Here is a 23,557-nt window from a genome sequence, read left to right as displayed (position 1 = left end):
AACCGACGTGAAAAAGACAGCCTCGACGCTACTCATTGTGGCGTTCGCCCTGCAGGTGGCTGCCAGCGGCGCATCTGAGTTGAACGACCGTTGCGAGCCAGGCATCAAGAACATCTACCCGTCACTGCCGGACGTTTCGCAGATGGCCGACGGGCCCCAGGCGCAAAGCAGCATAAAGGGCAGGGCCAATCTGACGAACAAGGCCTACAGCCAAAAGATCAAGGACATTGCCGTGCATTTTCCGGCCGGCTCCTATGACCCGGGTTCGATGGTGCGCCTCGGGTTGCCCTACGGCGGCATTGAATTCAAATCCCCATTGCCGCAACCAGGCAGGGAATGCCTGGTACTGACCTATGAGTTGAAGTTCGACAGGAATTTCGACTTTGTAAAAGGCGGCAAGCTCCCGGGCCTCTACGGTGGCACCGGCAATACGGGCGGCAAGATACCGAACGGCCATGACGGCTTTTCCACGCGCTACATCTGGAAAGAAAAGGGCGCAGGCGCCATTTACGCGTATTTGCCCACCAGTAAAACCTGGGGCACGGCAGTCGGGTTGGGTTCCTGGATCTTTACGGTGGGGCAATGGCACAGGTTGGAGCAACTGGTGAAGTTGAATACGCCGGGGCAGGCCGACGGTGTGATTTCCATTTGGTACGACAACCAGCTGGTGCACTCGGAAACCGGGCTGACGTTTAGAGACACGCCGGAGATCACCATCGACGGCTTGCTGTTTTCGACGTTCTTCGGTGGCAATAACCCGTCTTTCGCCACGCCGGTGAGTACCAATATCCGCTTCAGGAATTTTGTGATGAGTTCACAGCGCGTAACGGATACTTCAGGGCAGGGCGAGTAGATGAAGAACCTGAAGCTGAACATCAAGAAGGCCGCTGTTGCGCTGTTCAATACGCTGCTCAGCCTGGCGTTGTTTTTCAATCTGCGACGCGCGTTGCTCCGGGCAACCGGATGCCGGGTGGGCGCCCGGACCACGATCCACCGCAACGTGGTGTTTTTCTCCTTCGGCAACTTCTCGGTCGGGAAAAACTGCACGGTCAATTACGACTGCTACCTGGATAACCGGGCGGGCATCCGCATCGGCGACAACGTCAATATTTCCCATAACACCCGGATTTATACGCTGGGCCACGATATCGATGACCCCATGAGTTGCCTGGTGGGGAAGCCGGTGTTGATTGAAGACAATGCCTGGATCTTTCCCAATGTGATGGTGATGCCAGGCGTCACCATCGGAACAGGCGCGGTTGTTTATCCGGGCAGTGTGGTCACGCGCAACGTTGCAGCGTATTCGATCGTGGGTGGCAACCCGGCCAAACATATCCGCTTCAGAAACAACACCATTCGATACAACGCCGACTTTCCGATCTGGTTTGCAGTGTAAGCAATCTCACTGGTCCCACCTTTATTTATGCAGGACTCTGACGTGAAATCATTAATGATTGCATGGATTGGCTATCAACGACGCGCCGATACCATGAAGCAATACTGGGCGTATGACATTCTGCATCTGCCCAACCAGTTCAAGAAGAAATCCGCGCGGCCGCTGGATTACTTGATCAAGTCGTTTAAAACCCTGAAGACGCTGCTGGCCGGTTCGCCTGACGTGCTGTGGGTGCAGTTGCCGCCGAGCCCGGTATTGCATATAGCACTGGCCTACAAGTTTATATTCAACCGCCGGCTGAAGATTATCGCCGATGCCCACAACAGCCTGTTGCGCAAACAATGGATAGGCTTTCCGGGCACGGTAGCGCTGTTGAATAGAATCGATGCCGTCGTCGTTCATAATTTTAAAGTCAAAGAAGAGTTGGCCGGCCTGGGCGTCAAGGACACCAATATCTTTATCCTGGAAGACTTGCCGTGTGACTTTCACGCGGCGCCCGCCAGTGAGCGCGAGACACCCTATGTACTGTTTCCGTGCTCGTTTGATATCGATGAACCGATCGAGATCGTGATCAACGCCGCCCGCGAAATGCCCGGTGTCGACTTCCTGATCACCGGCAAGCATCAGGGCAAGCTCTCCGAGGAGCTCGTGGCGTCACTCCCCGAGAACATCAAGCTGACCGGCTTCCTCAGCAAGGCGACCTTTGAACAGCTGCTGTGCCACGCGAATGTGGTGCTCGGCCTGACCACCCGCGACAACGTCCAACTGAGCGTGGCCAACGAAGCGGTCAGCGCCGGCAGGCCGATGGCGCTTTCGAATACCACGGTACTGCGCTCGTTGTTTTCCGAGGCGGCGGTGTTTGTCGACACCCTGGACCCGCTGTCCATCAAGGCCGGCGTCGCGCAGCTCATCGCCAATCAAGAAACCTATAAAGAGAAATCGGCCTTGCTCAAAGCCAAGCGAATAACCCGCTGGAAAGGCCAGGCCCAACTGTTAAGAACTGCCGCCACTATTTAATGATGTCTATTACACCTGACAGGAAGGGAACCGTCATGAGTCAATCAAGTGATGTTTTATTGATTTGTTCTGGAGGTGGGCACTGGGTACAAATGAGCAAGTTGCTGCCTGCCTTCGACGGTCAAAAAGTTACCATCGCCACCGTGGATATCAGCATTGGCTCGCAGTATCCAACCCATGCCTTCGCGCAAGTCCCGGACTTTAATCGCAGTGAACCGTTGAAGATCATCAAGGGCTTTTGCCAGATCTTTGCGATCGTTTACCGCAGCAAGGCCAGGTACGTGATCTCCACCGGGGCGGCACCGGGGTTGCTGGGGCTGGTCGCGGGAAAACTGATGGGCAAAAAGACCCTGTGGATCGACAGCATTGCCAATCCCAAGAAGCTCTCGTTGTCCGGCAGGATCGCTGTGTATTTTGTCGATGAGTTGCTGACCCAGTGGCCCACGCTGTCGCAAAACAGCCGGGCCCAATATAAAGGGAGGATTGTATAAATGATATTTTGCAGCGTTGGCACTCAAGCACCCTTTGAAAGAATGCTCGGCTACTTGCATGAGTGGAGTCATGCAAACCCGCAGGTCCCGATTGTTGCCCAGGTGGGCAATAACGAAAATGATCTGGGGCGCATTACGGCTTACAAGACCATCGCCGAGCCGCTGTTTTCCAAAAACTTCAATGCGTCAAAGGTGATTGTTTCCCATGCGGGCATGGGCAATATCATTCGCTCCCTTGAACTGGGCAAACCGATTGTTATTGTCCCGCGCGACAGTCGGCGCGGTGAACACATCAATAATCACCAGTACGACACCGCCGAAAACTTTTCAGACCTTCCCTCTGTGTTTATCGCCCATGATAAAGATGCGTTCTTTTCGGCGATTGATTCGGCGCTTAACTACAGCAGTGCCGAAAGTTCACTGGACTTTACCGAAAGGGACCGCTTGATCAGTTATGTGAAGTCATTCACTTCTTAAGTTTCGGCTGTTTGTCAATCCGCTCTTATTGCCTTTAATCATCGAGTAATCGTTATGATCCCAGTTATATTGTCTGGCGGTTCAGGCACGCGCCTGTGGCCGCTTTCAAGAGCGCTTAAACCAAAGCAGTTTATTGCGCTGCACGGTGACTTGAGTTTGTTTCAAGCCACCTTGGATCGCATCAAGAACCTGTCGATAGAGGGCGAGACCGTCAGCCCGCCGATCATTGTGTGCAACGAAGAACACCGTTTCATCGTGGCCGAGCAAAGTCGATCACTGGACGTGATCCCGCAGAAAATCCTCCTTGAGCCGACCGCCCGCAACACCGCCCCGGCGATTGCGGCGGCAACCCTGTCGGCGCTGGCGGATGGGGACGATCCGATCCTGCTGGTGCTGGCGGCGGACCATGTGATCGGCGATACCCAAGCGTTTAATGCGGCCTTGACGCTGGCCAAGGTGGAAGTCAACAAAGGCAAGATCGTCACCTTCGGGGTTGTGCCCACCAAGCCGGAGACCGGCTACGGCTATATCCGTACTCAAGCGGCTGCGGTGGACGGCGCCGCGCATGTCGATGCCTTCGTGGAAAAGCCCGACCTGGCGACCGCGCAAGGCTACCTGGAACAAGGCAACTACTTCTGGAACAGCGGCATGTTCATGTTCCGCGCCTCGGTGATGAAGGCCGAGCTGGAGCGCCTGAGCCCGGAGATCATGGTGGCCGCGGAACTGTCCCTCTCCAACGCGGCCCATGACCAGGATTTCACCCGGCTCAGCCAGGTGGATTTTGTGAACGCACCCAACGTGTCGATCGATTACGCGGTGATGGAAAAGACCGACATCGCGTCGGTGGTCATCCTCGATTCGCCGTGGAGCGACCTGGGTGCCTGGGACTCAGTGTGGGAAGCGGGCCTCAAGGATCAGAACCAGAACTGCACCCAGGGCGACGTGCTGCTGCAGGACGTCACCAACAGCTATGTGCATGCCAGCCACCGCCTGGTCACGGTTGCAGGGATCAATGATGTGGTGGTCGTCGAGACCGCCGACGCGATTTTGGTGACCACCAAGGACCACGCGCAAGACGTCAAGAAAATAGTCGCGCAGCTGACTGAAAAGCACCGGATCGAGAGCACCAGCCACCGCGAAGTCTATCGGCCGTGGGGCAAATATGACTCGGTGGACCAGGGCTATCGGTACCAGGTGAAGCGGATCACGGTGAAGCCGGGGCACAAGCTGTCGGTGCAACTGCACCACCACCGGGCCGAGCACTGGATCGTGGTGTCCGGCACTGCGAATGTGCAAATCGCCGACAAGCAAGTGCTGCTGACCGAGAACCAGTCCACCTACATCCCCATTGGCGTTGTGCACTCCCTCGAAAATCCGGGGCGAATCCCGCTGGAGCTGATTGAAGTCCAATCGGGTTCGTACCTGGGCGAGGACGACATCATCCGCTTTGAAGACCGCTATGGCCGCCTCGAGCTTGTTTAAAGGAAGATTGAAATGAATGTAACTGTATTTGGAATCGGCTATGTGGGTCTGGTGCAGGCAGCGGTGCTGGCCGACGCGGGGCATGAGGTGTGTTGTGTCGACGTGGACGCGACTAAAGTCGAGAACCTCAAGGCCGGCATTATTCCGATCTTTGAGCCCGGGCTGAGTGCGCTCGTCCAGAAGAACCATGATGCCGGACGCTTGCACTTCACCACCGACGCCGCGCAAGGCGTGCGGCATGGAGAGGTGCAGTTCATCGCCGTGGGCACCCCGCCTGATGACGATGGCAGCGCCGACATCAAGTACGTGCTCTCCGTTGCCGCGACCATTGCGCTCAACATGACCGAGCCGAAGATTATCGTTAACAAGTCCACGGTGCCGGTGGGGACGGCGGACAAGGTCCGGGCAAAGGTGTCCGAGGTGTTGACGTCGCGGGGGCTTGAGGTGGAGTTCCACGTGATCTCGAACCCCGAGTTCCTCAAGGAAGGTTCGGCGGTCGCCGACTGCACCCGGCCCGACCGGATCATCATCGGCAGCGACAGCAGTTACGCCGTGGACCGCATGCGGGAGCTGTATGAACCCTTCAACCGCAACCACGAAAAGATCATCACGATGGACATCAGGAGTGCCGAGCTGACCAAGTACGCGGCCAACTGCCTGCTGGCCACCAAGATTTCCTTCATGAATGAAATGGCCAATTTCGCCGAACGCTTGGGCGCCGACATTGAGGCGGTTCGTAAAGGCATTGGCTCCGATCCACGGATCGGCTACGACTTTATCTACCCAGGCTGCGGTTATGGCGGCTCGTGCTTCCCGAAAGATGTGCAGGCGCTGGAGCGCACCGCGTCGTCGATCGGCTATCAGGCAACGCTGTTGTCTGCCGTCGAGGAAGTCAACAAGCGCCAGAAGCAGCACCTGTTCGGGCACATTCACCACCACTTCGGCGGCCAGCTGGAGGGCAAGACCTTCGCCATCTGGGGCCTGGCCTTCAAGCCCAATACGGATGACATGCGCGAAGCCTCGAGCCGCGTGTTGATCGAACAACTGCGCAGCGTGGGTGCCCGGGTCCAGGCATTCGACCCCGAAGCGATGGCCGAGACCCAGCGCATTTACGGGATGAACGAAGACCTGTTGCTGATGGGCACCAAGGAAGCGGCGTTGCAAGGTGCCGATGCGCTGGTGATCGTGACCGAATGGCGGGAGTTCAAGGCCCCGGACCTGGACTTGATAAAAGAAAAACTGAGCACGCCGGTGATCTTTGACGGCCGCAATATATTTGATCCGCAGCGTATGAAAGCCAATGGTTTCGAGTATTACGGTATTGGTCGCGGGTTATCGGTACGCCCCGTTGTTTAATCCTGACGATTATTAACATTGGTGGTTTGAGCTATCCACAAGTGAGATGATTTCGAGGAGGTTAAGTGCGTGATCCAACAGGATCTTTGCGCAGTTTGCATAGCCTGTTTATCTCCGTTCCATCACTACGCCCTTATTGCATTATTTGATAAGGGGTAAATATCGAGAAGGAGTCTGATATGAGGAAAATACTGTTGGCCGGCGTGCTGGCCTTTAGCAGTACTGCGGCATTGGCGGCAGGTGAAGTCGCGAGCGAGGCCTTGAGCGATGCGGCGGGCGCGAGCGAGCCCCTGTCGTTGAGCACCCCGCTCGTGGGCGGCGTGACGCTCGGTGAAACCGTCGGGGTCGGTACCGCGGTAGTCGGCGCTGCGGCGGCGGCTTCCAACTCGGGCGGCAGTTCCAATGGCGGTACTTCCGGCACCGGCGGCACCACCGGTACAGGCGGTACCACCGGTACCAACTAATAACCCGCAATGTGTGTTGTTCAAGATCACCCGGAACTTCTGGGTGATCTTTTTTAGACTCGCCCTCGACTAGCGTAGTGCCATTATGATTCGTAGGTTACCTGTTCTTTTGCTGGCAAGTTTCAGCTTGCACGGCTGCATGTTTTCGCCTGGTCAACATATGGACACCAGTCAAATGTCCAGTGAGGGTTCTCCCGAAAGTACTCGGGTAGAGTTGATTCCCATCACCCCCAAATTGATTGCCATGGATGCCGCCACGCATGTTCGTGAATCGGTGCCGGCGGAACTGTTGTCTTATGTACCCGGTGGCTATCGCGTCGGTGCCAATGACCTGTTGTTTATCACGGTCTGGGACCATCCCGAGTTGACGGCACCGTCCGGGCCGCAACAGCAGATTGACGCCAACGGGCGCCTGGTTCGCCCCGATGGCACGTTGTTTTATCCGTATATCGGCAACGTCCCGGTGGCCGGCAAGACCATCGAAGAGCTGCGGGCCTTTATCGCCGGGCGCTTGTCGCAATTTATTGAAAGCCCACAGGTCGACGTCAGCGTCCTGCGGTTTGCCAGCCAGACAGTGGTGGTGACCGGGGCGGTGATCAAGGCCGGGCAACAGCCGATCACCACCACGCCATTGAGCGCCGTCGAGGCCATTGGGGCGGCCGGTGTCGACCCCACGAATGCCGACCTCTCGAGCCTGACCCTGACGCGCGACGGCCGTGAGTACACGCTTGACCTGGACAGCCTCAATCGCCAGGGCTCGCAACTGCAGGGCATCTACCTCAAGGGCGGCGACCGGTTGTACCTGCCCTATAACGACCAGAAACGTGTCTACCTGATGGGCGAAGTCAATCAGCCCCGGGCCCTGAGCTTCAAGGGCAAGTCGATCAACCTGACCGATGCCCTGGGTACCGTAGGCGGCTTGAACCAGACCACTTCCAATGGCAATGCGGTCTATGTGATTCGCGGCGTGGACAACCTGGAAGCCGAACCGGCCAAGGTGTTCCAGCTCGATGCCCAGTCACCGTCCGCGCTGGTGCTGGCTACCCGGTTCGACTTGCAACCCCAGGACATCGTGTACGTCGGGCCGGCCGGCGTGACGCGCTGGAACCGCCTGATCAGCCAGTTGCTGCCGACCGCCAGTGCCATTGGAATTGGTGCCCGATCGGCCAATGACCTCAGCGAAGTCAACAGCAGATAAGGCGTTATCCCGTGGTGAAAATGTTGCCTACCAGCGCCTGCCTGTCGATGGCGCTCTTGTTGTGCGGGTGTAACCCGTTGATGAGGGCGTCGTGGTACACCCTCGAAACCTCTGTGACGGGCCCGGCCCCGATCAACGTGACCCGCGCCCAGGTCGACGCGGTGCCATACCCGCAGATCCTGGTGACCACCGCCGTCAGCGAGGGCGTGATGGCCATGGCCCGGCGCCGGGGCGACCTGCAGTTCTGGGTCGCTTCCGGCAAGCAAGTGGTGATGATGCGTGACGGCCTGGTGGTACGCACTGTCGGGCTGGGTGTTTCCCTGGATGGCACGCGTTTCAGTGGCGAATCGCCGTTCAAGCGCGGCCTCCAGCATCTGCCCGACGGCTACACCGGCACACGCTGGATCGACCTCTACGACGGCAACCGAATCGGTATCGCGGTCAACAGCCGTTTCAGCAGCCACGGTATCGAGACCCTCCGCATTCTGGACAAGGATTACGCCTTGCTGCGCATCGACGAGCAGGTGGACGTTCCCACCTTGAATTTCCGCGCCACCAACCATTATTGGGTCGACCCGCAGGATGGTTTCATCTGGCGCAGCGAGCAGCATTTGACGCCCCGGTTGGCCCTGAAAATCGTGCAGTTGCGTCCCGACCGGGAGGCAGCCCGATGAAGTGTTCGAAGCTTTTATGGCTGGGCCTGTTGCTGATCGGCCCCGGCACTGGCCAGGCGGCCGTTACAGTCAGTGGCGATGTGCGCAGCCCTGGCGCCTTCGAGGTCAAGCCGGGGGCGCGTTTGCTGGACGTTATTCGTGTGGCCCAACCCAATGCAGAAAGCTACTGGTTGGGCGCCGCGTGGCTGCACCAGTCGTTGGTGAGCACGCAGGAACGCTTGAAGGCAGGGGTTTTGTTCGATCTGAAACTGCTGCAACGAGGGGCCTTGCTGGATGACCGTGGCTCCCGGGCGGACTTGAGTGCGCGTCTGTATCGACAGGTCGAACAGTTGCCGGTCAACGGCCGCCAGGTGCAAGTGCTGGACCCGATCGCCGTGGAGACGGGGTTCGCGCGCAACGCATTGCTGGATGACGGGGACCGGCTGGTCTACCCCGTGAGGCCGTCCACCGTGCAGGTGCTCGGGGCGGTCGCGCAGTCCTGTGATGTGCCGTACCGGGCCATGCGCGAGGTGCGGGATTATGTTGGCGACTGCACGGTCCTCGATGACGCCGAGCGCGATGACCTGTGGCTGATCCAGCCCGACGGCCAGGTACGGCGCGTGGGCGTGGCGGCGTGGAATCGCGAGGACGGCGTGGTGGCGGCCCCCGGCAGCAGGATCCTGGTGCCGATCCGCAGCGACGACCTTGAGACGCCGACCCCTGATCTCAACCAACAACTGGCCGAGTTTTTCGCCACTCAACCGTTGGCTGAGGTGAACCCTTGAATTTACGTTTTGCGGCTGTACTGCTGTTGCCTTGCGGGTTGGCTCACGGTGACCCCCGTTACACCCAAAATGATTTCGGCGGCGTGGGCCTGCTACAGACCCCCACCGCACGCATGGCCCCGGCGGGAGAGTTGAGCGCCAACGCCAACCGCACCGATCCCTACTCGCGCTACAGTTTTTCCCTGCAACCGTTTGATTGGCTGGAGGGTTCGTTTCGTTATACCGCCATCAGTAACCGCAGGTACGGCGCCGAGGCGTTGAGCGGAAGCCAGAGCTTCAAGGACAAGGCCATCGACTTCAAGGCGCGGCTCTGGGAGGAAAGCCGGTGGGCACCGCAGGTGGCTTTCGGTGCCCGGGACATCGGCGGTACCGGGCTGTTTTCCAGCGAATATTTTGTCGCCAACAAGCGCCACGGCAACCTGGATTTCAGCCTAGGCATCGCCTGGGGCTACCTGGGAAACCGAGGCGACTTCGGCAACCCGCTGTCGGTGTTCGGCAGCAAGTTCAACGACCGGCCCAAGAGCACTGCGGTCGTCGCCAGGGCAGGGGACGTGAACTCCAACGCCTATTTCAGGGGCCGCCCTTCGTTGTTCGGCGGGATCGCCTATCAAACGCCCTGGGAACCCCTGAGCCTGAAACTCGAATACGAGGGCAATGACTACAAGCACGAGCCGTTGGACAACCCGATCAAGCAGGACTCGCCGGTAAACATTGGCGTGGTCTATAAGCTGGCTGACAGCGTCGACCTGAGTGCGGCCTGGGAACGCGGGAATACCGCGATGTTCGGCATCACCCTGCACACCAACTTTGTCAGCCGCAAGGCACCGGTCAAGACCTATGACCCGCCCGCCGAACCGTTGCCGGCGCGCATGCCCACCACCCCGGCCGACCAGGTCAACTGGGCCAACGTCGCCGACAGGCTGCAGCAGAATGCCGGCTACAAGGTGGAGCGCATTGCCCGGCGCGGCTCGGAATTGATGGTGTATGGCGAGCAGCAACGCTACTTCTATTCAGCCAAGGCCGTGGGACGCGCCAGCCGGATTCTCGACAACAGCGCCAATCAGGATATCGACTGGTTCACCCTGGTGAACAAGCGCTATGACATGCCCATCGAAGAAACCAGCGTGCCCCGTGCCACCTTCCGGGCCGTGGTGAACAACCAGCAACCGTTGACGGACCTGCACCGTAATACCGAGGTCAATCCGGCGGTTGCCCATCGGGAAACCACGCTCTACAGCAGACAATCCGAGCCGTTCAACTATGGCCTCGGCCTGGGTTACAAGCAGAACATCGGTGGCCCCGACGGCCTGCTTTATCAGTTCACTGCCGACGCCGACGCGGAGTACCGTTTTACCCGCAATACCTGGTGGAGCGGCTTGCTCAGCGCCAACCTGCTGAACAACTACGACAAGTTCACCTACGACGCACCCAGCGGGTTGCCGCGAGTACGCACCGACCTGCGCCAATACATGACCACGTCCGATGTGACGATGCCGAACTTCCAGGTCAACCATGCGCAGCGCCTGGACCGCGACCTGTATGGCATGGTCTACGGCGGCTACCTGGAGTCCATGTACGCCGGGGTGGGAGGCGAGGTGTTGTTCCGGCCGGCGGGCAAGCACTGGTCAGTGGGCGCAGACCTGAACTTCGTGCGCCAGCGTGATTTCAACCAGGGCTTCGGCCTGCGGGATTACCAGACCATCACCGGCCATGTCACCAGCTATACCGAGCTGCCCTATGACACCCTGGCCGCCGTCAGTGTGGGGCGTTACCTGGCGCGGGACTGGGGCACCACCGTCGACATCTCGCGCCAGTTCAAGAACGGCGTGAAGTTTGGTGGCTGGGTGACGCTGACCACCGCCTCGAAGGAAGAATATGGCGAAGGCAGCTTCGACAAGGGTATCTATATTTCCGTCCCCTTCGACGAATTGATGAGCACCTCGACGATGCGTCGGGCCAACGTCGTATGGGCGCCACTGACCCGTGACGGCGGCGCACGCCTGAACCGCGGCTATTCGCTGCAGACCATGACCGACGGGCGTGACAGCGAGTTGTTCTACAACAACTTCGAGAAGATCACTGAGTGACGGTGCGGCATCTGCCGACCAGGTTGTCGACTGCCCGGCGTTGAATGCGCCGGGCAGTCGCCACGCCGAACGCTACAGCGCCAGGTGCAATGCCGGCGCGCAACACTTGCCTGACTTTCCTCTTTGATGACTATGCGAATGGCCCGGGCCGGGCGTTGCTGTGGGCGCTATCGTTGCGCCTTGCGGGGAGTGGTGGCGGGGAGGGCGCAAAGCGCGCCTGGTGCCCCGCGCCGCCGATGCAGCGGCACGGGGAAGGGCGGGGTCAGTAGATGTCTTTGGACAGCAGGGTAAACGGCGTCTTGAACAGGATCTTGATGTCCAGCCACAGCGACCAGTTGTTGATATAGCGCAGGTCGATATCGACGCGTTGCTGCATCTTCTCCAGGGTCTCGGTTTCACCCCGGCAGCCATTGACCTGCGCCAGGCCGGTGATGCCGGGCTTGATGCGATGCCGCGCCATGTACGCGCGAATCTTGCCCGAGTAGTAGTCATTGTGGGCGACGGCATGCGGGCGTGGGCCGACCAGTGCCATATGCCCTTGCAGCACGTTGAACAGCTGGGGCAGCTCGTCGATGGAGGTGCGGCGGATAAAGCGCCCTACGGGGGTAATGCGTGAGTCGTTGCGGCTCGCCTGGCGCACTTCGTGGTCGTCATGCACGCGCATCGAGCGGAACTTCCAGACCTTGATCACCTCGCCGTTCCAGCCGTGACGATCCTGCTTGAAAATTACCGGGCCGGGAGAGGTAAGTTTGATCAGCAGGGCGAACAGCAGAAGCAACGGGCTGAGCAGGATGATCGCCAACAGGGCCAGGCTCTTGTCCAGCAGCGACTTGCTCAGTGCTGCGGTCGGCCGGCTGGTCAGCGGGCTTTCATTGAGGAAGATCGCGGGCAATCCATCCACCTCGGCCACGCTGTGGTTGAGCAGCAGCATGTTGTTGAGGTCGGGCACCCAGATCACGTCCACGCTGATCTCCAGCAGGTTGAGGTACAGCGCCTCGATGTGGGTCGCTTCCTGGAGAGAGTGAGTGATGTACAGGCGGCGGATACCGTGCTGGCGGATCAGCGCGGGAAGATCGGGCAAGTCACCGAGGATCTGAGGCTGGGTGCCGGCCTGGGGGGAGGTGGTGCGGGGACCTACGAGACCGACCAGAGGGGAGCGTTTTTGCCTGGCGAGAGTATTGGCCAAGTCGGTTGCAAGTTTTCCCGTACCAATAATCAGCGATTTCTGGCGCTCATGTAGTTGCCGGTGGTAGTACCTGGATAGACTGTGAATGGGAATGTAGCAAAGGGCTAGTATTGGATAGCTGACAGCGGCCCACAGTAGCAGGATCTCGAAGGGAAACAGCGAACTGGCATTACAGGCTATGCCGACCGCGAACAATATGCCCAGGGTCAATAACCAGCCGGTGAATAATCGTCCCAGCCCAACAAAAAAGTCATCTTTTTTGCTATAGACGTCACATAACATGTAGGCCGGTATAGAGGCCAGTATTGTAATGGCTGCCAATATCCGGTAGTGGGATTCCAATTGCCCGGTCTTGAAAAGTACCAGTGAAAACAAAAGTACAACGACCACACTCAGGGCAATTGCCCACTGTCCCCAAAAGGTCAGGCCTTTGGGTGTAAGGTTACGATGCATTCTTCTGTTGTTAAGCATACTTCTGCTCCCTGTGGTATCCACTCACGTGCTGGCAGGTTAAAGCGAGGCGTGGTTTTAATGACTATCAAATGGCAGGCGCACGCGTAGGCGTGCGTATTGATAGTAATAAATGGCAGGGAGCAATGGCTGACGACTTATAACGCGGTCATGTTGTTATAAAATGGCAGATAGAAAGGCGTTCTAATAGGCAGGGTGAATTGTAATTTTTATGAAATAATTATTGTTCTGTGACGTTCGCGCGACTGCTCAGCGGGCTTTTTATTTTTTGTGTCAGGCAGTAGCCACGGTTACGCACCGCGCGGAACAGGCGTTCGCCATCATTCACGCGTTTGAACTTGTCCTGCAATCGGCTAAGGCACATTTCAAGCCCGCGATAGAGGTCGGGCTCCCGTCCGATGTTGCGGATAAGTTCTTCCTTGCTGACCACACGTTCTTCATGGTTCAACATTTTCTTGATCAATGCCGACTCAATAGTGGTCAAGGAAATGCGTAGCCCACCTTTCACCAGCGCACGATCTTGCTGGGTAAGTAGCCAGACATCGGGGCCGCGTAATGCAGAGGATGAGTTAACTGTTTCCGCGCTGGTGTTATTCAGGTCCGTGTGTGTGACGTCTGATTTTAGAGCCGTGATGTTAGGTTTTTTTGATGCGTCGTAAAGTTGTCGGGTCAGCCGATTACTGGCTTCGTAAAGTCTTTTGGCGGCGACATAGTTACTGAGCCACAGATTGAAATTCTGCTCTTTGGTAACGGCGTAGGAACTGGTCGAAGCGTCCGATGTTTTTTCCACGGTTTCGATCAGCGGCCCGCTGTCGACGTCGTAATGTAAAAATGCCACATTTGGCGTGAAATCGTGCAGTGCGATTGACGGGTACGTCGATGTAAATGTGTGTTTCTTGAGAGAACTCATGGCATTCACCGATTCCAGGAAAGTACGGGGGTTCATAAACTATCAGCAGGGGAGAAGTAGGGGCCCTGAAAATAGTCAAAAGGCAAGCGTCTGGCGAGAAGTGCGCTGTCGGCGTGCTCGACGTTGTCGGCGATGAAGGAGACCCGGGTGGTGCTCATCAGCCCCAGCATCTGGTCGTAAAGCCGGTCGAACAGGCCCGAGCGGGTGTTCAGACTGAGCCTGAGGGCCGAGTCTGGAAAAGGCATTTTTATATAGTCATAAAGACTCAAGTCGATCAGCAGGTCGGTGTTTTTTGTATTTAATGTGTAATTGTTATAGGCAAGCTTCAGGTTGCTCTGGTCTTTCAGGCTATACAGTTGACGGATCATGCTCCGGCGTTCCAGCGGGCCCGGAAGGGTGTCCAGCGTGTTTTCAACGCTGACAATGAGTTGTTGTCTGTTTTTTTCCAGCGTGTGTGAAGTATCGATAATTTCCTTGAGCAGGTCCTCATTCATCAACAGCGATTGCTCAACTCGGAAAAACTTGTGGAGGCCCGGGCTTTTGTCCGCGCGCAAACGTTTACTTGTGCGGGCAAATGAACTCGGCCTGGCATGTTGCAGGGCTTCGCTGTAGGCGTCTTTAAGTTGTTCGGAATAAAACGGACAGGCGTCATCACGCGGGCTGTCGAGCGCAGGCTCGGCGTGGACGCGGATCTCACTGCCCCACAGCGTGCAACTTCGTTCAAGTATCGCTTGCCGCGAAAAGGTGAAGCAGGCTGACGCCTCACGTAATAAGGTTCCGCTATTCACGGTTCGACCGCTCCCTGACGGGGTGGATATGATTAACCGAAGCCAGCCCTCTGCTTAGTTTGTAGCCGTAACCGCGAATGCTCTGAATTATATTGCTTCCGTAATGTGATTTTATTTTGCCACGTAACCGGCTAATCGATTTTTCGAGGGCCCTTGAATCATAAAATCGGGGATTCAGCCCCATTACCACGGCGATTTCATCATGGCTGAGCAATCGATTATGAATGAGCGCTTCCAGTACTTTCATTTCGACAAAGGACACTTCGAGCTTTTTGCCACCCCCGTAGATGCACATGCGGTCCTGATCGAGTAGCAAATCAGTATTACTTAGCCAGTATGTCTCGCTGAGGAACGCGGCAAACAGGGCAAGTTTTTTCTCGGGCGAGCTCTCGACGACCTTTATGCAGTAATCGGCGCCTGCGAGATAATATTTGGTTTTGCTTAGTGTAGTGGCGAAGGTGACAACCAGGAAAATGGTGCTGCCAGGATTTTCCGATCTGGTTTTTTTAATGATGTCCAGCGTTTGGGTGCTGGCAGAGGGGGTGTCGATCTCTATGATGATGGCACGGTAATGTCCATGGCTTGCATAGGGACCGATTAGTTGGCCGTAGGAGCGTGTATCGACTTTTAGATTTTTCGGTACAGTACGAACTATAAGCTCGCTGAAGTCCTCGGATTTCGATGGGGTCCGTGCAATAGCGAGGACGTTGGAAAAATGCATCACGTTGCTCCCTTTTCCGGCATGCGAGGCCGTCAATTCAATCGCTGCAGGCGTTTAGATGTTAATCGAATTGAATACGCCAAAACGTGACAAATTTTAACATTCGGCACTTTATTTGCGGGGGGTAAGGCGGATTTCAGGCGGGTGTTGAGAGCGGGTTTGTGGACCGGAGTACTCATATGCTAGTGCAAATTTTTTAGTGTGCGATAAGTATTTTAGGCGGGTTGATTTTTTTTGGCTGGAATGATTTAAGCCTTCTAGTCCCTTAGCTCTAAAAATGCTTATACGTGACTATTTATAATAATCCAGCAAGGCGATAGCGGGCGTCGTGTGCTGGGGGATGCTCGCGCGGTCGGCCAGGTAGCGCGCCGGCGGTTGGCCGATGGCCTTGCGGAACATGGTGATAAAGCCGCTGGCGTTTTCATAGCCGAGGTCCAGTGCCACCGTCTGCACACTTTCGCCTTTCGCCAGGCGCTGCAGTGACAGGATCACATGCAGTTGCCTGCGCCAGCGGCCGAAACTCAGGCCGATCTCCTCCAGCAACAAGCGCGTCATGCTGCGTTCGCTCATGCCGATGCGTACGGCCCATTCGCCCAGGGTGGCCTTGTCGCTGGGGTTGGCCAGCAAACTGTCGGCCAGGCGCCGCAGCCGAGTGTCCCGGGGCATGGGCAGGTGCAGGGCCTCCACCGGTGCCAGTGCCAGTTCGTCCAGCAGCGTGGCCACCAACCGGCCCTGGGCGCCCTCGGTGTCGTACAGCGGCGGGAAGCTGACGGCCTTGCTGATCAATTCGTGTAACAACGGCGATACCGCCAGGGTGCAGCATTGCCGGGGCAGGGCGCCGGCGGCGTCGGGGTCGACCAACAGACAGTAGACATCCGCTGCCCCCGACCCGCGCGCGGCATGGGAAAGGCCGCCCGGAATCCACAACGCGCACTGGGGGGGCACGATCCAGATACCTTCTTCGATGACGCAATGAATCACCCCGCGCAATGTGTACATCAACTGGCCCTTGCGGTGCTGGTGCGGTGCGTGCTCCCAACTCGCAGAGGTGCTTGAAGCGCTCACTGCAACCACCGCACGGGGAATTGCATCGGCGAGGGCCGGGCGCAAGGGGTCACGGGTTTCGAGGCGGTGGTTGTACATGGCGGCGCGGCGTCTTGGCTGGAATGCGAAACATTCTGGCCATTCTGTGCAATGGCGTCCAGTGATGGCATGGCTATCATGAGAAACATTCTCGTTAAAGGAGCTTCCCATGCAACTCGACAGTTCAACATTCCCCGTGGTGAAAATCGTGTTTGACGCCCCCAGCGACACTCCCCCGCAAGATACCTTTGGCGCATTCGAGGCCTTGTTGCAGCGCGAGGAACCCTTCGTCCTGCTGCACGAGAAAGCCGTGGATGAAAGCACTCACGAGCATTCACACGAAGAACGCAAACAGGCCTCGATCTGGATGAAGAAGCACAAGGTGGCCCTGCGTACTTTCGTCAAAGGCATGATTCAGGTGGAGCCCAGCGCAGCCAAGCGCCTGGCGCTCAAGCCGTTTGCCGTGATGTTCGGCAAGGCGTGGGGCTACCCGTTGCTGGTGGTGGAATCCACGGATCAGGCCTGGGCATTGGCGCGGGACGTGCTGGATACCCAGGTGTCGGATGTGGCGCACTATTGAGTGTGGGGCGCTGCCGTGCTGCCGCGTACTGTGAGTTCGAACGGCACTACAACCTGACGCTCCGACAGCGGCGTTTTCTCGATCAGTGCGATGAGCATCTCGACCGCCTTGCGGCCGAAGATTTCGGCAGGCTGTGCAATGGTGGTCAGGGGCGGGTCGCAGTAGGCCGCGAAGGGGATGTCATCAAAGCCCACCAGGGAAATATCCTGGGGCACGCGCAGGCCCTGTTGCTTGATGCGCTTCAAGGCGCCGATGGCCATTTCGTCGTTCTCGCAGAACAGCGCAGTGGGCCGCTTGGGCAGGGCGAGCATGTTGCCTGCGCCCTCGAAACCGGCGTGCAGGGTGAAGTCGCCGTGGCAGATAAGCGCCGGGTCGCGGGGGATGCCCGCCGCGAGCAAGGCATCTTCATAACCGGCCACGCGGTCACGGGTCAGTGGGCTGCTTTTCGGGCCTTTGATCAAGCCGATGCGGCGGTGGCCGAGGTCGATCAAGTGCTGGGTCATGGCCCGGGCGGCGCCACGGTTGTCGAGGCTGATGGTGGGGTGGCGACCGTCCTGGATCACCTCGCAGGCGTTCACCAGTGGCGGTGAGTCGCTGCAGTCGCTGAATGGGTCCGAGGCCCGCAACTGAATCACACCATCGGCCTGATGGGCGTGGACCAGTTCGGCGAACTGTTTTTCGATTTCTACCTGGCCCCGGGTGTCGCACAACAGCAACCGATAACCCGATGCCTGCGCCGCTTGCTGTGCACCGCTGATGACCCGGGCGAAAAACGTGTTGGCAATCGCCGGCACCAGGATCACCAGGTTGCCGGTGCGCCGCGAACGGAATTGCACCGCCATGCGGTTCGGCCGGTAACCGGTCTGTTCCACGGCGGCGTTGACCTTGTCGCGGGTCTCGGGCAACACGCGTTCAGGGCTGGCCAGGGTCCTGGACACGGTGGCCACCGAGACCCCGGCCAGCCGGGCGACTTCACGAATATTGGACAAGACCACCTCGTTATCAGAACAGCAGCCTGCAAGTTTACCGCAGTCGGGGTTTGACACCGCGAGCAACCAGGCCTAAATTTCCGGCACGATGTAACCGGTTACATCATGATCGGTAATTGCCCATAAAGAGAAGACTTGCGATGACGGTTGCTGTGCAAAAAATAAGAATGGGCTTTGTTGGCGGCGGCGAAGGCGCCTTCATCGGCCAGGCTCACCGCCAGGCGGCGGGGCTGGATGGGTGTTATGAACTGGTGTGCGGTGCCTTCAGCCGTGAGCCCGAGAACAACCGGAGCACCGGCAATGCGCTGGGCCTGCCCGCGTCCCGCTGTTACAGCGAATGGCAGCAGATGCTCGCCGGCGAACAGGCACTCCCGGCCGAGCAGCGCATGCAGCTGCTGGTGATCGTCACCCCCAATCATCTGCATGCACCGATTGCGACCCAGGCGCTGCAGGCGGGCTTCCACGTGTTCAGCGAGAAGCCGGCCGCGCTCAATCTTGCTGAAGTGCAGGCGCTGGCAGACGTTGTCAAAAACAGTTCCGGGCTTTATGGGCTGGCACACACCTACCTGGGTTACCCGATGGTGTGGCAGGCCCGCGACATGGTGCGCAATGGCGTGATCGGCGCGTTGCGCAAAGTGATCGTCGAGTACCCACAAGGCTGGCTCAGCCAGGACGTGGCCGGGCAGGGCAACAAACAGGCGGACTGGCGCAGCCGGCCCGAACTCTCGGGACTGGGCGGCTGCATCGGCGACATCGGCACCCACGCCTTTTCCCTGGCCGAGTTCATCGCCGACCAACCGATCGAACAGCTTTGCGCGAACCTGGGCATCCATGTACCCGGCCGGCAACTGGATGACGATGCCGCCATGCTGTTCAAGATGGCCTCCGGCGCCAGCGGCGTGCTGATCGCCAGCCAAGTGTGTGCCGGTGAAGAGAACCCGCTGAAGATCCGCCTCTATGGCGACAAGGGCGGCCTGGAATGGCGCCAGGAAGAACCCGCCAGTCTGATCCATCGTTCCCTCGACCAACCGCTGCGCATCCTGCGTTCCGGTGTCGGCCAGCCCTGGCTGTGCGACGCGGCATTGCAGCGCATGCGCCTGCCCGCCGGGCATCCCGAGGGTTACCTGGAAGCCATGGCCAACCTCTACCGCGACTTCGCCAAGGCCATTCGCCAGGGCACCGAGGCCGTTGGCGTACCCGGCATCGAAGTCGGCGTGCGCGGCATGGCCTTTATCGAAGCCGTGATCGCCAACCATCGCGGCGAGGCGAAGTGGACCACCCTGGCGAACCACCCATGAAGGAGACTACAGACATGCGCGGCCCAGGCATTTTTCTCGCCCAGTTCATCTCGGACGAAGCGCCTTTCGACACCCTGGCCAACATCGCCCAATGGGCGGCGTCCCAGGGCTACAAGGCGATCCAGTTGCCCACACTCGGCACCCGCTACATTGACCTGGCCCGCGCTGCAGAAAGCCAGGCCTACTGCGATGAACTCAAGGCGACCTGCGCCCATGCGGGCGTCGAAATCAGCGAGCTATCGACCCACCTGCAGGGCCAACTTGTGGCCGTGCACCCGGCATTCGACACGCTGTTCGACGACTTCGCCCCGGCCCATCTGCGCGGCCAGCCCCAGGCACGGACCGAGTGGGCCATCGACCAATTGAAACTCGCCGCCCGCGCCAGCCAGCGCCTTGGCTTGGCGGCCCACGCGACCTTCTCCGGCGCGCTGCTCTGGCCGTACATCTACCCCTGGCCACAACGCCCCAGCGGCCTGGTGGAGCAAGGCTTTGCCGAGTTGGCCAAGCGCTGGCTGCCGATTCTCGATTGCTTCGAGGCGGCCGGCGTCGACCTGTGCTACGAAATCCACCCCGGCGAAGACCTTCACGACGGCGCCTCTTTCGAGCGCTTCCTCGAAGCCGTCGACCACCATCCCCGGGCCAACATTCTCTACGACCCCAGCCACCTGCTGCTGCAGCAAATGGATTACCTGGGCTTCATCGACCGCTACCACGCGCGCATCCGCATGTTCCACGTCAAGGACGCCGAGTTTCGCCCCGACGCGCGCTCCGGCGTGTATGGCGGCTACCAAGGATGGGTCGACCGCCCTGGCCGTTTTCGCTCATTGGGCGATGGCCAGATCGACTTCAAATCGATCTTCAGCAAGCTCACCCAATACGACTTCCACGGCTGGGCCGTGCTGGAGTGGGAGTGCTGCTTGAAGGACGCGCAACAAGGCGCGGCAGAAGGGGCGGAGTTCATCCGCCAGCACATGATCCGCAAGACCAGCAAGGCATTCGATGACTTCGCCGGCGTGACATCCGACGAGCAATCCAACCGACGGCTGCTGGGCCTGCCCGACGCCTGAACAGCGCTTCTGACTCAAAATAACAATAAAACGGTGACCACAATGAAAGCGCGACTGAGCGTCATGATGTTCCTGCAATTCTTCATCTGGGGCGGCTGGTTCGTCACCCTCGGCACCTTCCTCGCCAGCAACCTGGGGGCCAGCGGCGGGCAGATCGGCATGGCGTTTTCCACCCAGTCGTGGGGGGCGATCATCGCCCCGTTTATCATCGGCCTGATCGCCGACCGCTACTTCAACGCCGAGCGCATCCTGGCGGTGCTGCACCTGATCGGCGCGGTGCTGCTGTACCAGCTGTACCGCGCGCCGGACTTCGTCGGCTTTTATCCCTACGTGCTGGCATACATGGTCATCTACATGCCGACCCTGGCACTGGTGAACTCGGTGGCCTTCCGGCAAATGAGCGACCCGGCCCAGGAGTTTTCGCGCATCCGTGTGTGGGGCACCCTGGGCTGGATTGTTGCGGGGCTGGTGATCAGCTTTGTGTTCGCCTGGGATTCGCAGCAGTCGATCACCACGGGCGCGTTGCGCAACACCTTCCTGATGTCTGCCATCGCGTCAGTGGTGCTGGGTTTCTACAGCTTCACCTTGCCGCGTACCGCGCCCTTGAAAGCCGAGGCGGGCAAGGGTGATATCAAGCAACTGCTCGGGCTGGATGCGCTGGGGTTGCTCAAGGATCGCAGCTACCTGGTGTTCTTCATCGCCTCGATCCTGATCTGCATTCCCCTGGCGTTCTACTACCAGAACGCCAACCCGTTTCTCGCGGAAATCGGCGTGACCAACCCCACGGCAAAAATGGCCATTGGGCAAGTGTCCGAGGTGCTGTTCATGCTGCTATTGCCGCTGTTCATCCAGCGTTTTGGCATCAAGGTCGCGCTGTTGGTGGGCATGCTGGCGTGGGCGCTGCGCTATGCGCTGTTCGCCTACGGCAATAATGGCGAGCTGGCCTTCATGCTGTTTACCGGGATTGCGCTGCATGGCATCTGCTATGACTTCTTCTTTGTCTCGGGGCAGATCTACACCGACGCCAAGGCCCCGGAGCGCTTCAGGAGTTCGGCGCAGGGGCTGATTACCCTGGCTACGTACGGTGTGGGCATGTTGATTGGGTTCTGGGTGGCAGGGCAGGTGACCGACCACTATGTGGCGGCGGGTGGCAGCCATGACTGGCGCAGCATCTGGTTGTTTCCGGCGGGGTTTGCGCTGGTGATCTTTTTTTGTTTTTCGTTGGCGTTCAAGGGGCGGGAGCGGGTGGCAGCAGAGCCGGCTGATTGACGCATGGCGCCCGCAAAGCGGCGTTGCGCAGCGTTGGTATCGCGCTAGAATGGCCCGGCGCAGCGAGTCGACTGTGCGGCCAGAACGTTTGAAGGAGACGCTAATTGCTGTGCAACCAGTGCGAAGAAGAACACCGGATTGACGAGATGGAGCTGGCGTTTCGACGTCCTGATGCCGTTATGGCGCTATCGCAAGACGACAGAGAGAGTGGGGTCCAGGAGAACAATGACCTGGCCATCATCGGCGGTAAGCAATTTTTCATTCGTGCGTTGCTGCCATTGCCGGTGCTGGGTCGCGAGGAGGTTTTTCACATCGGTATTTGGGTCAGGATCGAGCAGTTGGATTTTGAGCGGGTTTACGAACTCTGGGATGACCCGCAGCAATCAAGCGAACCACCGTTTTCGGTGACGATTGCCAATGACATCCCGGATCTGCCTGCAACATGTGGGCTCCCCGCCATGCTGAACCTGACTGACCCGGCTAACCGGCCAAAGGTGACGCTGATCGCGAGTAACCATCCGCTGTCGCTTGAGCAATGCCGAGGCATTACGGCGCATCGTGCACACGAATATGTGGCGTGGACACGTTGACGCCACTGCCAGTAGAGACCATAAGAAACGCTGCGACCGAATGCCCGACTCTTCATGGATCGACCAACAGTTAAAGTCTGAATAAACGAAGACCTCGTTGTGCGCGCCTGCGCGTTTCTACCCCCTGGGTTTCAGGTATCCTCCGCGCCCGCCAATCACTATTTTCCAAACCATGCCAGAACACAACATGCAGGCCCTGTTGGAGTCGATCCTCGACGAAGTCCGTCCACTGATCGGCCTCGGCAAGGTCGCCGACTACATCCCCGCGCTCGCCGACGTGCCGGCCCAGCAACTGGGCATTGCCGTGTATGGCAATGACGGCTCGTCCTACTGCGCGGGTGATGCTCACACCTTGTTCTCCGTACAGAGCATCTCCAAGGTATTCAGCCTGGTGCAGGCCATCGACCATGGCGGCGAAAGCATCTGGGAACGCCTGGGCCACGAACCTTCGGGGCAGCCGTTCAACTCCATGGTGCAGCTGGAGTTCGAGCGTGGGCGGCCACGCAACCCGTTTATCAACGCCGGTGCGCTGGTGATCTGCGACATCAACCAATCGCGCTTTGCCGTGCCTATTTTGTCCATGCGTGATTTTGTGCGGCGGCTGTCGGGCAACCCACAGATCCTGGTCAACAGCGTGGTGGCCGAATCCGAAGCCCAGCACGGTGCGCGCAATGCGGCCATGGCGTACCTGATGAAGTCCTTCGGCAACTTCCACAATGACGTGGATGCAGTGCTGCACAGCTACTTCAACTATTGCGCATTGCAGATGAGCTGCCTGGACCTGGCCAAGGCATTTTGCTTCCTGGCGAATGAGGGGGTGTGCACCCACAGCGGCGAGCAGATTCTGACGGCGCGCCAGACCAAGCAAGTGAACTCGATCATGGCCACCAGCGGGCTGTATGACGAGGCGGGGAATTTTGCGTATCGCGTTGGGTTGCCGGGCAAGAGCGGGGTAGGCGGCGGGATTCTCGCGGTGGTGCCGGGGCAGTTTACGGTGTGCGTGTGGTCGCCGGAGTTGAATGCGGCAGGCAATTCGCTGGCGGGGATGAAGGCGTTGGAGTTGTTGAGCGAGCGGATCGGATGGTCGGTTTTTTGAAGAGACTTGATCGCTCCCACGCTCTGCGTGGGAGCGCTGCCCTGGACGCTCTGCGTCTGCCTTTGTGACGCGGAGCGTCACGGTCTGCATTCCCACGCGGAGC

The 23,557-nt window shown here is 58.8% G+C and carries 24 protein-coding genes; 18 read left to right on the top strand and 6 right to left on the bottom strand.

The features are described from left to right. Positions 1–7 precede the first annotated feature (7 nt). From HX869_RS16690 to HX869_RS16635, 12 genes are all read left to right on the top strand, one after another. Positions 8–853 carry a polysaccharide lyase gene (locus tag HX869_RS16690; protein ID WP_256662413.1) on the top strand — a complete coding sequence of 282 codons (846 nt, stop codon included), beginning with the start codon at positions 8–10 and terminating at the stop codon, positions 851–853. Then, a complete protein-coding gene (locus tag HX869_RS16685) occupies positions 854–1,396 on the top strand; it encodes a DapH/DapD/GlmU-related protein (RefSeq protein ID WP_102368815.1) in 543 nt (180 codons plus the stop codon). A gap of 54 nt (positions 1,397–1,450) precedes the next feature. Then, positions 1,451–2,413, top strand: a complete 963-nt coding sequence (locus tag HX869_RS16680) for a hypothetical protein (protein WP_087694223.1) — start codon at positions 1,451–1,453, stop codon at positions 2,411–2,413. A 35-nt stretch (positions 2,414–2,448) separates the two neighbouring features. Next, positions 2,449–2,904, top strand: coding sequence for a hypothetical protein (locus HX869_RS16675; RefSeq protein WP_023658755.1), 456 nt, complete (start codon positions 2,449–2,451; stop codon positions 2,902–2,904). Next, complete coding sequence (locus HX869_RS16670) at positions 2,905–3,381, top strand: glycosyltransferase (protein WP_003211352.1); 477 nt, start codon at positions 2,905–2,907, stop codon at positions 3,379–3,381. 54 nt (positions 3,382–3,435) lie between these two features. After that, positions 3,436–4,863, top strand: coding sequence for a mannose-1-phosphate guanylyltransferase/mannose-6-phosphate isomerase (locus HX869_RS16665; RefSeq protein ID WP_032899404.1), 1,428 nt, complete (start codon positions 3,436–3,438; stop codon positions 4,861–4,863). A gap of 12 nt (positions 4,864–4,875) precedes the next feature. After that, positions 4,876–6,219: a UDP-glucose/GDP-mannose dehydrogenase family protein gene (locus tag HX869_RS16660; RefSeq protein WP_003211357.1), complete on the top strand. Its 1,344-nt coding sequence runs from the start codon at positions 4,876–4,878 to the stop codon at positions 6,217–6,219. A gap of 179 nt (positions 6,220–6,398) precedes the next feature. Next, positions 6,399–6,683 carry a hypothetical protein gene (locus HX869_RS16655; RefSeq protein WP_003211359.1) on the top strand — a complete coding sequence of 95 codons (285 nt, stop codon included), beginning with the start codon at positions 6,399–6,401 and terminating at the stop codon, positions 6,681–6,683. Positions 6,684–6,768: 85 nt separating this feature from the next. After that, a complete protein-coding gene (locus HX869_RS16650; RefSeq protein ID WP_134326351.1) occupies positions 6,769–7,881 on the top strand; it encodes a polysaccharide export protein in 1,113 nt (370 codons plus the stop codon). Between the two features lie 14 nt (positions 7,882–7,895). Then, positions 7,896–8,555 (top strand): YjbF family lipoprotein, encoded by a 660-nt coding sequence (locus HX869_RS16645; RefSeq protein ID WP_305883257.1) that lies wholly within the window; start codon positions 7,896–7,898, stop codon positions 8,553–8,555. After that, the gene (locus HX869_RS16640; protein ID WP_178903364.1) at positions 8,552–9,319 is read left to right on the top strand and encodes a capsule biosynthesis GfcC family protein; all 768 of its coding nucleotides are present in this window, start codon (positions 8,552–8,554) and stop codon (positions 9,317–9,319) included. Before HX869_RS16645 ends, HX869_RS16640 begins: the two co-directional genes overlap by 4 nt. Then, a complete protein-coding gene (locus HX869_RS16635; protein ID WP_008435435.1) occupies positions 9,316–11,406 on the top strand; it encodes a YjbH domain-containing protein in 2,091 nt (696 codons plus the stop codon). Before HX869_RS16640 ends, HX869_RS16635 begins: the two co-directional genes overlap by 4 nt. 262 nt (positions 11,407–11,668) lie before the next feature. Here HX869_RS16635 and HX869_RS16630 read toward each other — a convergent pair whose 3' ends face one another. The 5 genes from HX869_RS16630 to HX869_RS16610 form a co-directional block, all read right to left on the bottom strand. Further along, a complete protein-coding gene (locus HX869_RS16630; RefSeq protein ID WP_087694227.1) occupies positions 11,669–13,063 on the bottom strand; it encodes an undecaprenyl-phosphate glucose phosphotransferase in 1,395 nt (464 codons plus the stop codon). 220 nt (positions 13,064–13,283) lie between these two features. Beyond that, positions 13,284–13,973 carry a winged helix-turn-helix domain-containing protein gene (locus HX869_RS16625; RefSeq protein ID WP_178903363.1) on the bottom strand — a complete coding sequence of 230 codons (690 nt, stop codon included), beginning with the start codon at positions 13,971–13,973 and terminating at the stop codon, positions 13,284–13,286. 32 nt (positions 13,974–14,005) lie between these two features. Then, complete coding sequence (locus tag HX869_RS31410) at positions 14,006–14,761, bottom strand: EAL domain-containing protein (RefSeq protein ID WP_008435428.1); 756 nt, start codon at positions 14,759–14,761, stop codon at positions 14,006–14,008. Then, positions 14,754–15,482, bottom strand: a complete 729-nt coding sequence (locus tag HX869_RS16615) for a winged helix-turn-helix domain-containing protein (RefSeq protein WP_003211381.1) — start codon at positions 15,480–15,482, stop codon at positions 14,754–14,756. The genes HX869_RS31410 and HX869_RS16615 overlap by 8 nt, the downstream gene beginning before the upstream one ends. 291 nt (positions 15,483–15,773) lie before the next feature. Next, entirely contained in the window at positions 15,774–16,625 is an 852-nt protein-coding gene (locus HX869_RS16610) for a helix-turn-helix domain-containing protein (RefSeq protein ID WP_008435424.1), read from the bottom strand. 109 nt (positions 16,626–16,734) lie between these two features. On the opposite strand from HX869_RS16610, the gene HX869_RS16605 reads away from it, so the two are divergent. Then, complete coding sequence (locus HX869_RS16605) at positions 16,735–17,145, top strand: hypothetical protein (protein WP_003211385.1); 411 nt, start codon at positions 16,735–16,737, stop codon at positions 17,143–17,145. On the opposite strand, the gene HX869_RS16600 is transcribed toward HX869_RS16605, so the two are convergent. Further along, positions 17,139–18,134 carry a LacI family DNA-binding transcriptional regulator gene (locus HX869_RS16600; protein WP_178903362.1) on the bottom strand — a complete coding sequence of 332 codons (996 nt, stop codon included), beginning with the start codon at positions 18,132–18,134 and terminating at the stop codon, positions 17,139–17,141. The two genes, HX869_RS16605 and HX869_RS16600, sit on opposite strands and share 7 nt — an antisense overlap. A 167-nt stretch (positions 18,135–18,301) precedes the next feature. Here HX869_RS16600 and HX869_RS16595 point away from each other — a divergent pair, with 167 nt between their 5' ends. From HX869_RS16595 to glsB, 5 genes are all read left to right on the top strand, one after another. Next, a complete protein-coding gene (locus HX869_RS16595) occupies positions 18,302–19,432 on the top strand; it encodes a Gfo/Idh/MocA family protein (protein ID WP_178903368.1) in 1,131 nt (376 codons plus the stop codon). 14 nt (positions 19,433–19,446) lie between these two features. Next, complete coding sequence (locus HX869_RS16590) at positions 19,447–20,499, top strand: sugar phosphate isomerase/epimerase (protein WP_178903367.1); 1,053 nt, start codon at positions 19,447–19,449, stop codon at positions 20,497–20,499. 42 nt (positions 20,500–20,541) lie between these two features. Continuing rightward, positions 20,542–21,768, top strand: coding sequence for a nucleoside permease (locus HX869_RS16585; protein WP_087694232.1), 1,227 nt, complete (start codon positions 20,542–20,544; stop codon positions 21,766–21,768). A 104-nt stretch (positions 21,769–21,872) separates the two neighbouring features. Then, a complete protein-coding gene (locus tag HX869_RS16580) occupies positions 21,873–22,358 on the top strand; it encodes a DUF2199 domain-containing protein (RefSeq protein WP_178903361.1) in 486 nt (161 codons plus the stop codon). Positions 22,359–22,545: 187 nt separating this feature from the next. Beyond that, the gene (glsB, locus tag HX869_RS16575) at positions 22,546–23,454 is read left to right on the top strand and encodes a glutaminase B (RefSeq protein WP_003211397.1); all 909 of its coding nucleotides are present in this window, start codon (positions 22,546–22,548) and stop codon (positions 23,452–23,454) included. The last annotated feature ends 103 nt before the right edge of the window (positions 23,455–23,557 follow it).

This window comes from Pseudomonas sp. P7779, from assembly GCF_013386315.1.
Lineage (GTDB): Bacteria > Pseudomonadota > Gammaproteobacteria > Pseudomonadales > Pseudomonadaceae > Aquipseudomonas.
This window is presented reverse-complemented; position numbering and strand designations above follow the sequence as displayed.

Coding starts and splice junctions, on each gene's coding strand:
- HX869_RS16685 (WP_102368815.1), top strand. CDS start 854: ATGAAGAACCTGAAGCTGAACATCAAGAAGGCCGCTGTTGCGCTGTTC.
- HX869_RS16680 (WP_087694223.1), top strand. CDS start 1,451: ATGATTGCATGGATTGGCTATCAACGACGCGCCGATACCATGAAGCAA.
- HX869_RS16675 (WP_023658755.1), top strand. CDS start 2,449: ATGAGTCAATCAAGTGATGTTTTATTGATTTGTTCTGGAGGTGGGCAC.
- HX869_RS16670 (WP_003211352.1), top strand. CDS start 2,905: ATGATATTTTGCAGCGTTGGCACTCAAGCACCCTTTGAAAGAATGCTC.
- HX869_RS16665 (WP_032899404.1), top strand. CDS start 3,436: ATGATCCCAGTTATATTGTCTGGCGGTTCAGGCACGCGCCTGTGGCCG.
- HX869_RS16660 (WP_003211357.1), top strand. CDS start 4,876: ATGAATGTAACTGTATTTGGAATCGGCTATGTGGGTCTGGTGCAGGCA.
- HX869_RS16655 (WP_003211359.1), top strand. CDS start 6,399: ATGAGGAAAATACTGTTGGCCGGCGTGCTGGCCTTTAGCAGTACTGCG.
- HX869_RS16650 (WP_134326351.1), top strand. CDS start 6,769: ATGATTCGTAGGTTACCTGTTCTTTTGCTGGCAAGTTTCAGCTTGCAC.
- HX869_RS16640 (WP_178903364.1), top strand. CDS start 8,552: ATGAAGTGTTCGAAGCTTTTATGGCTGGGCCTGTTGCTGATCGGCCCC.
- HX869_RS16630 (WP_087694227.1), bottom strand. CDS start 13,063: ATGCTTAACAACAGAAGAATGCATCGTAACCTTACACCCAAAGGCCTG.
- HX869_RS16625 (WP_178903363.1), bottom strand. CDS start 13,973: ATGAGTTCTCTCAAGAAACACACATTTACATCGACGTACCCGTCAATC.
- HX869_RS16615 (WP_003211381.1), bottom strand. CDS start 15,482: ATGCATTTTTCCAACGTCCTCGCTATTGCACGGACCCCATCGAAATCC.
- HX869_RS16610 (WP_008435424.1), bottom strand. CDS start 16,625: ATGTACAACCACCGCCTCGAAACCCGTGACCCCTTGCGCCCGGCCCTC.
- HX869_RS16605 (WP_003211385.1), top strand. CDS start 16,735: ATGCAACTCGACAGTTCAACATTCCCCGTGGTGAAAATCGTGTTTGAC.
- HX869_RS16595 (WP_178903368.1), top strand. CDS start 18,302: ATGGGCTTTGTTGGCGGCGGCGAAGGCGCCTTCATCGGCCAGGCTCAC.
- HX869_RS16590 (WP_178903367.1), top strand. CDS start 19,447: ATGCGCGGCCCAGGCATTTTTCTCGCCCAGTTCATCTCGGACGAAGCG.
- HX869_RS16585 (WP_087694232.1), top strand. CDS start 20,542: ATGAAAGCGCGACTGAGCGTCATGATGTTCCTGCAATTCTTCATCTGG.
- glsB (WP_003211397.1), top strand. CDS start 22,546: ATGCAGGCCCTGTTGGAGTCGATCCTCGACGAAGTCCGTCCACTGATC.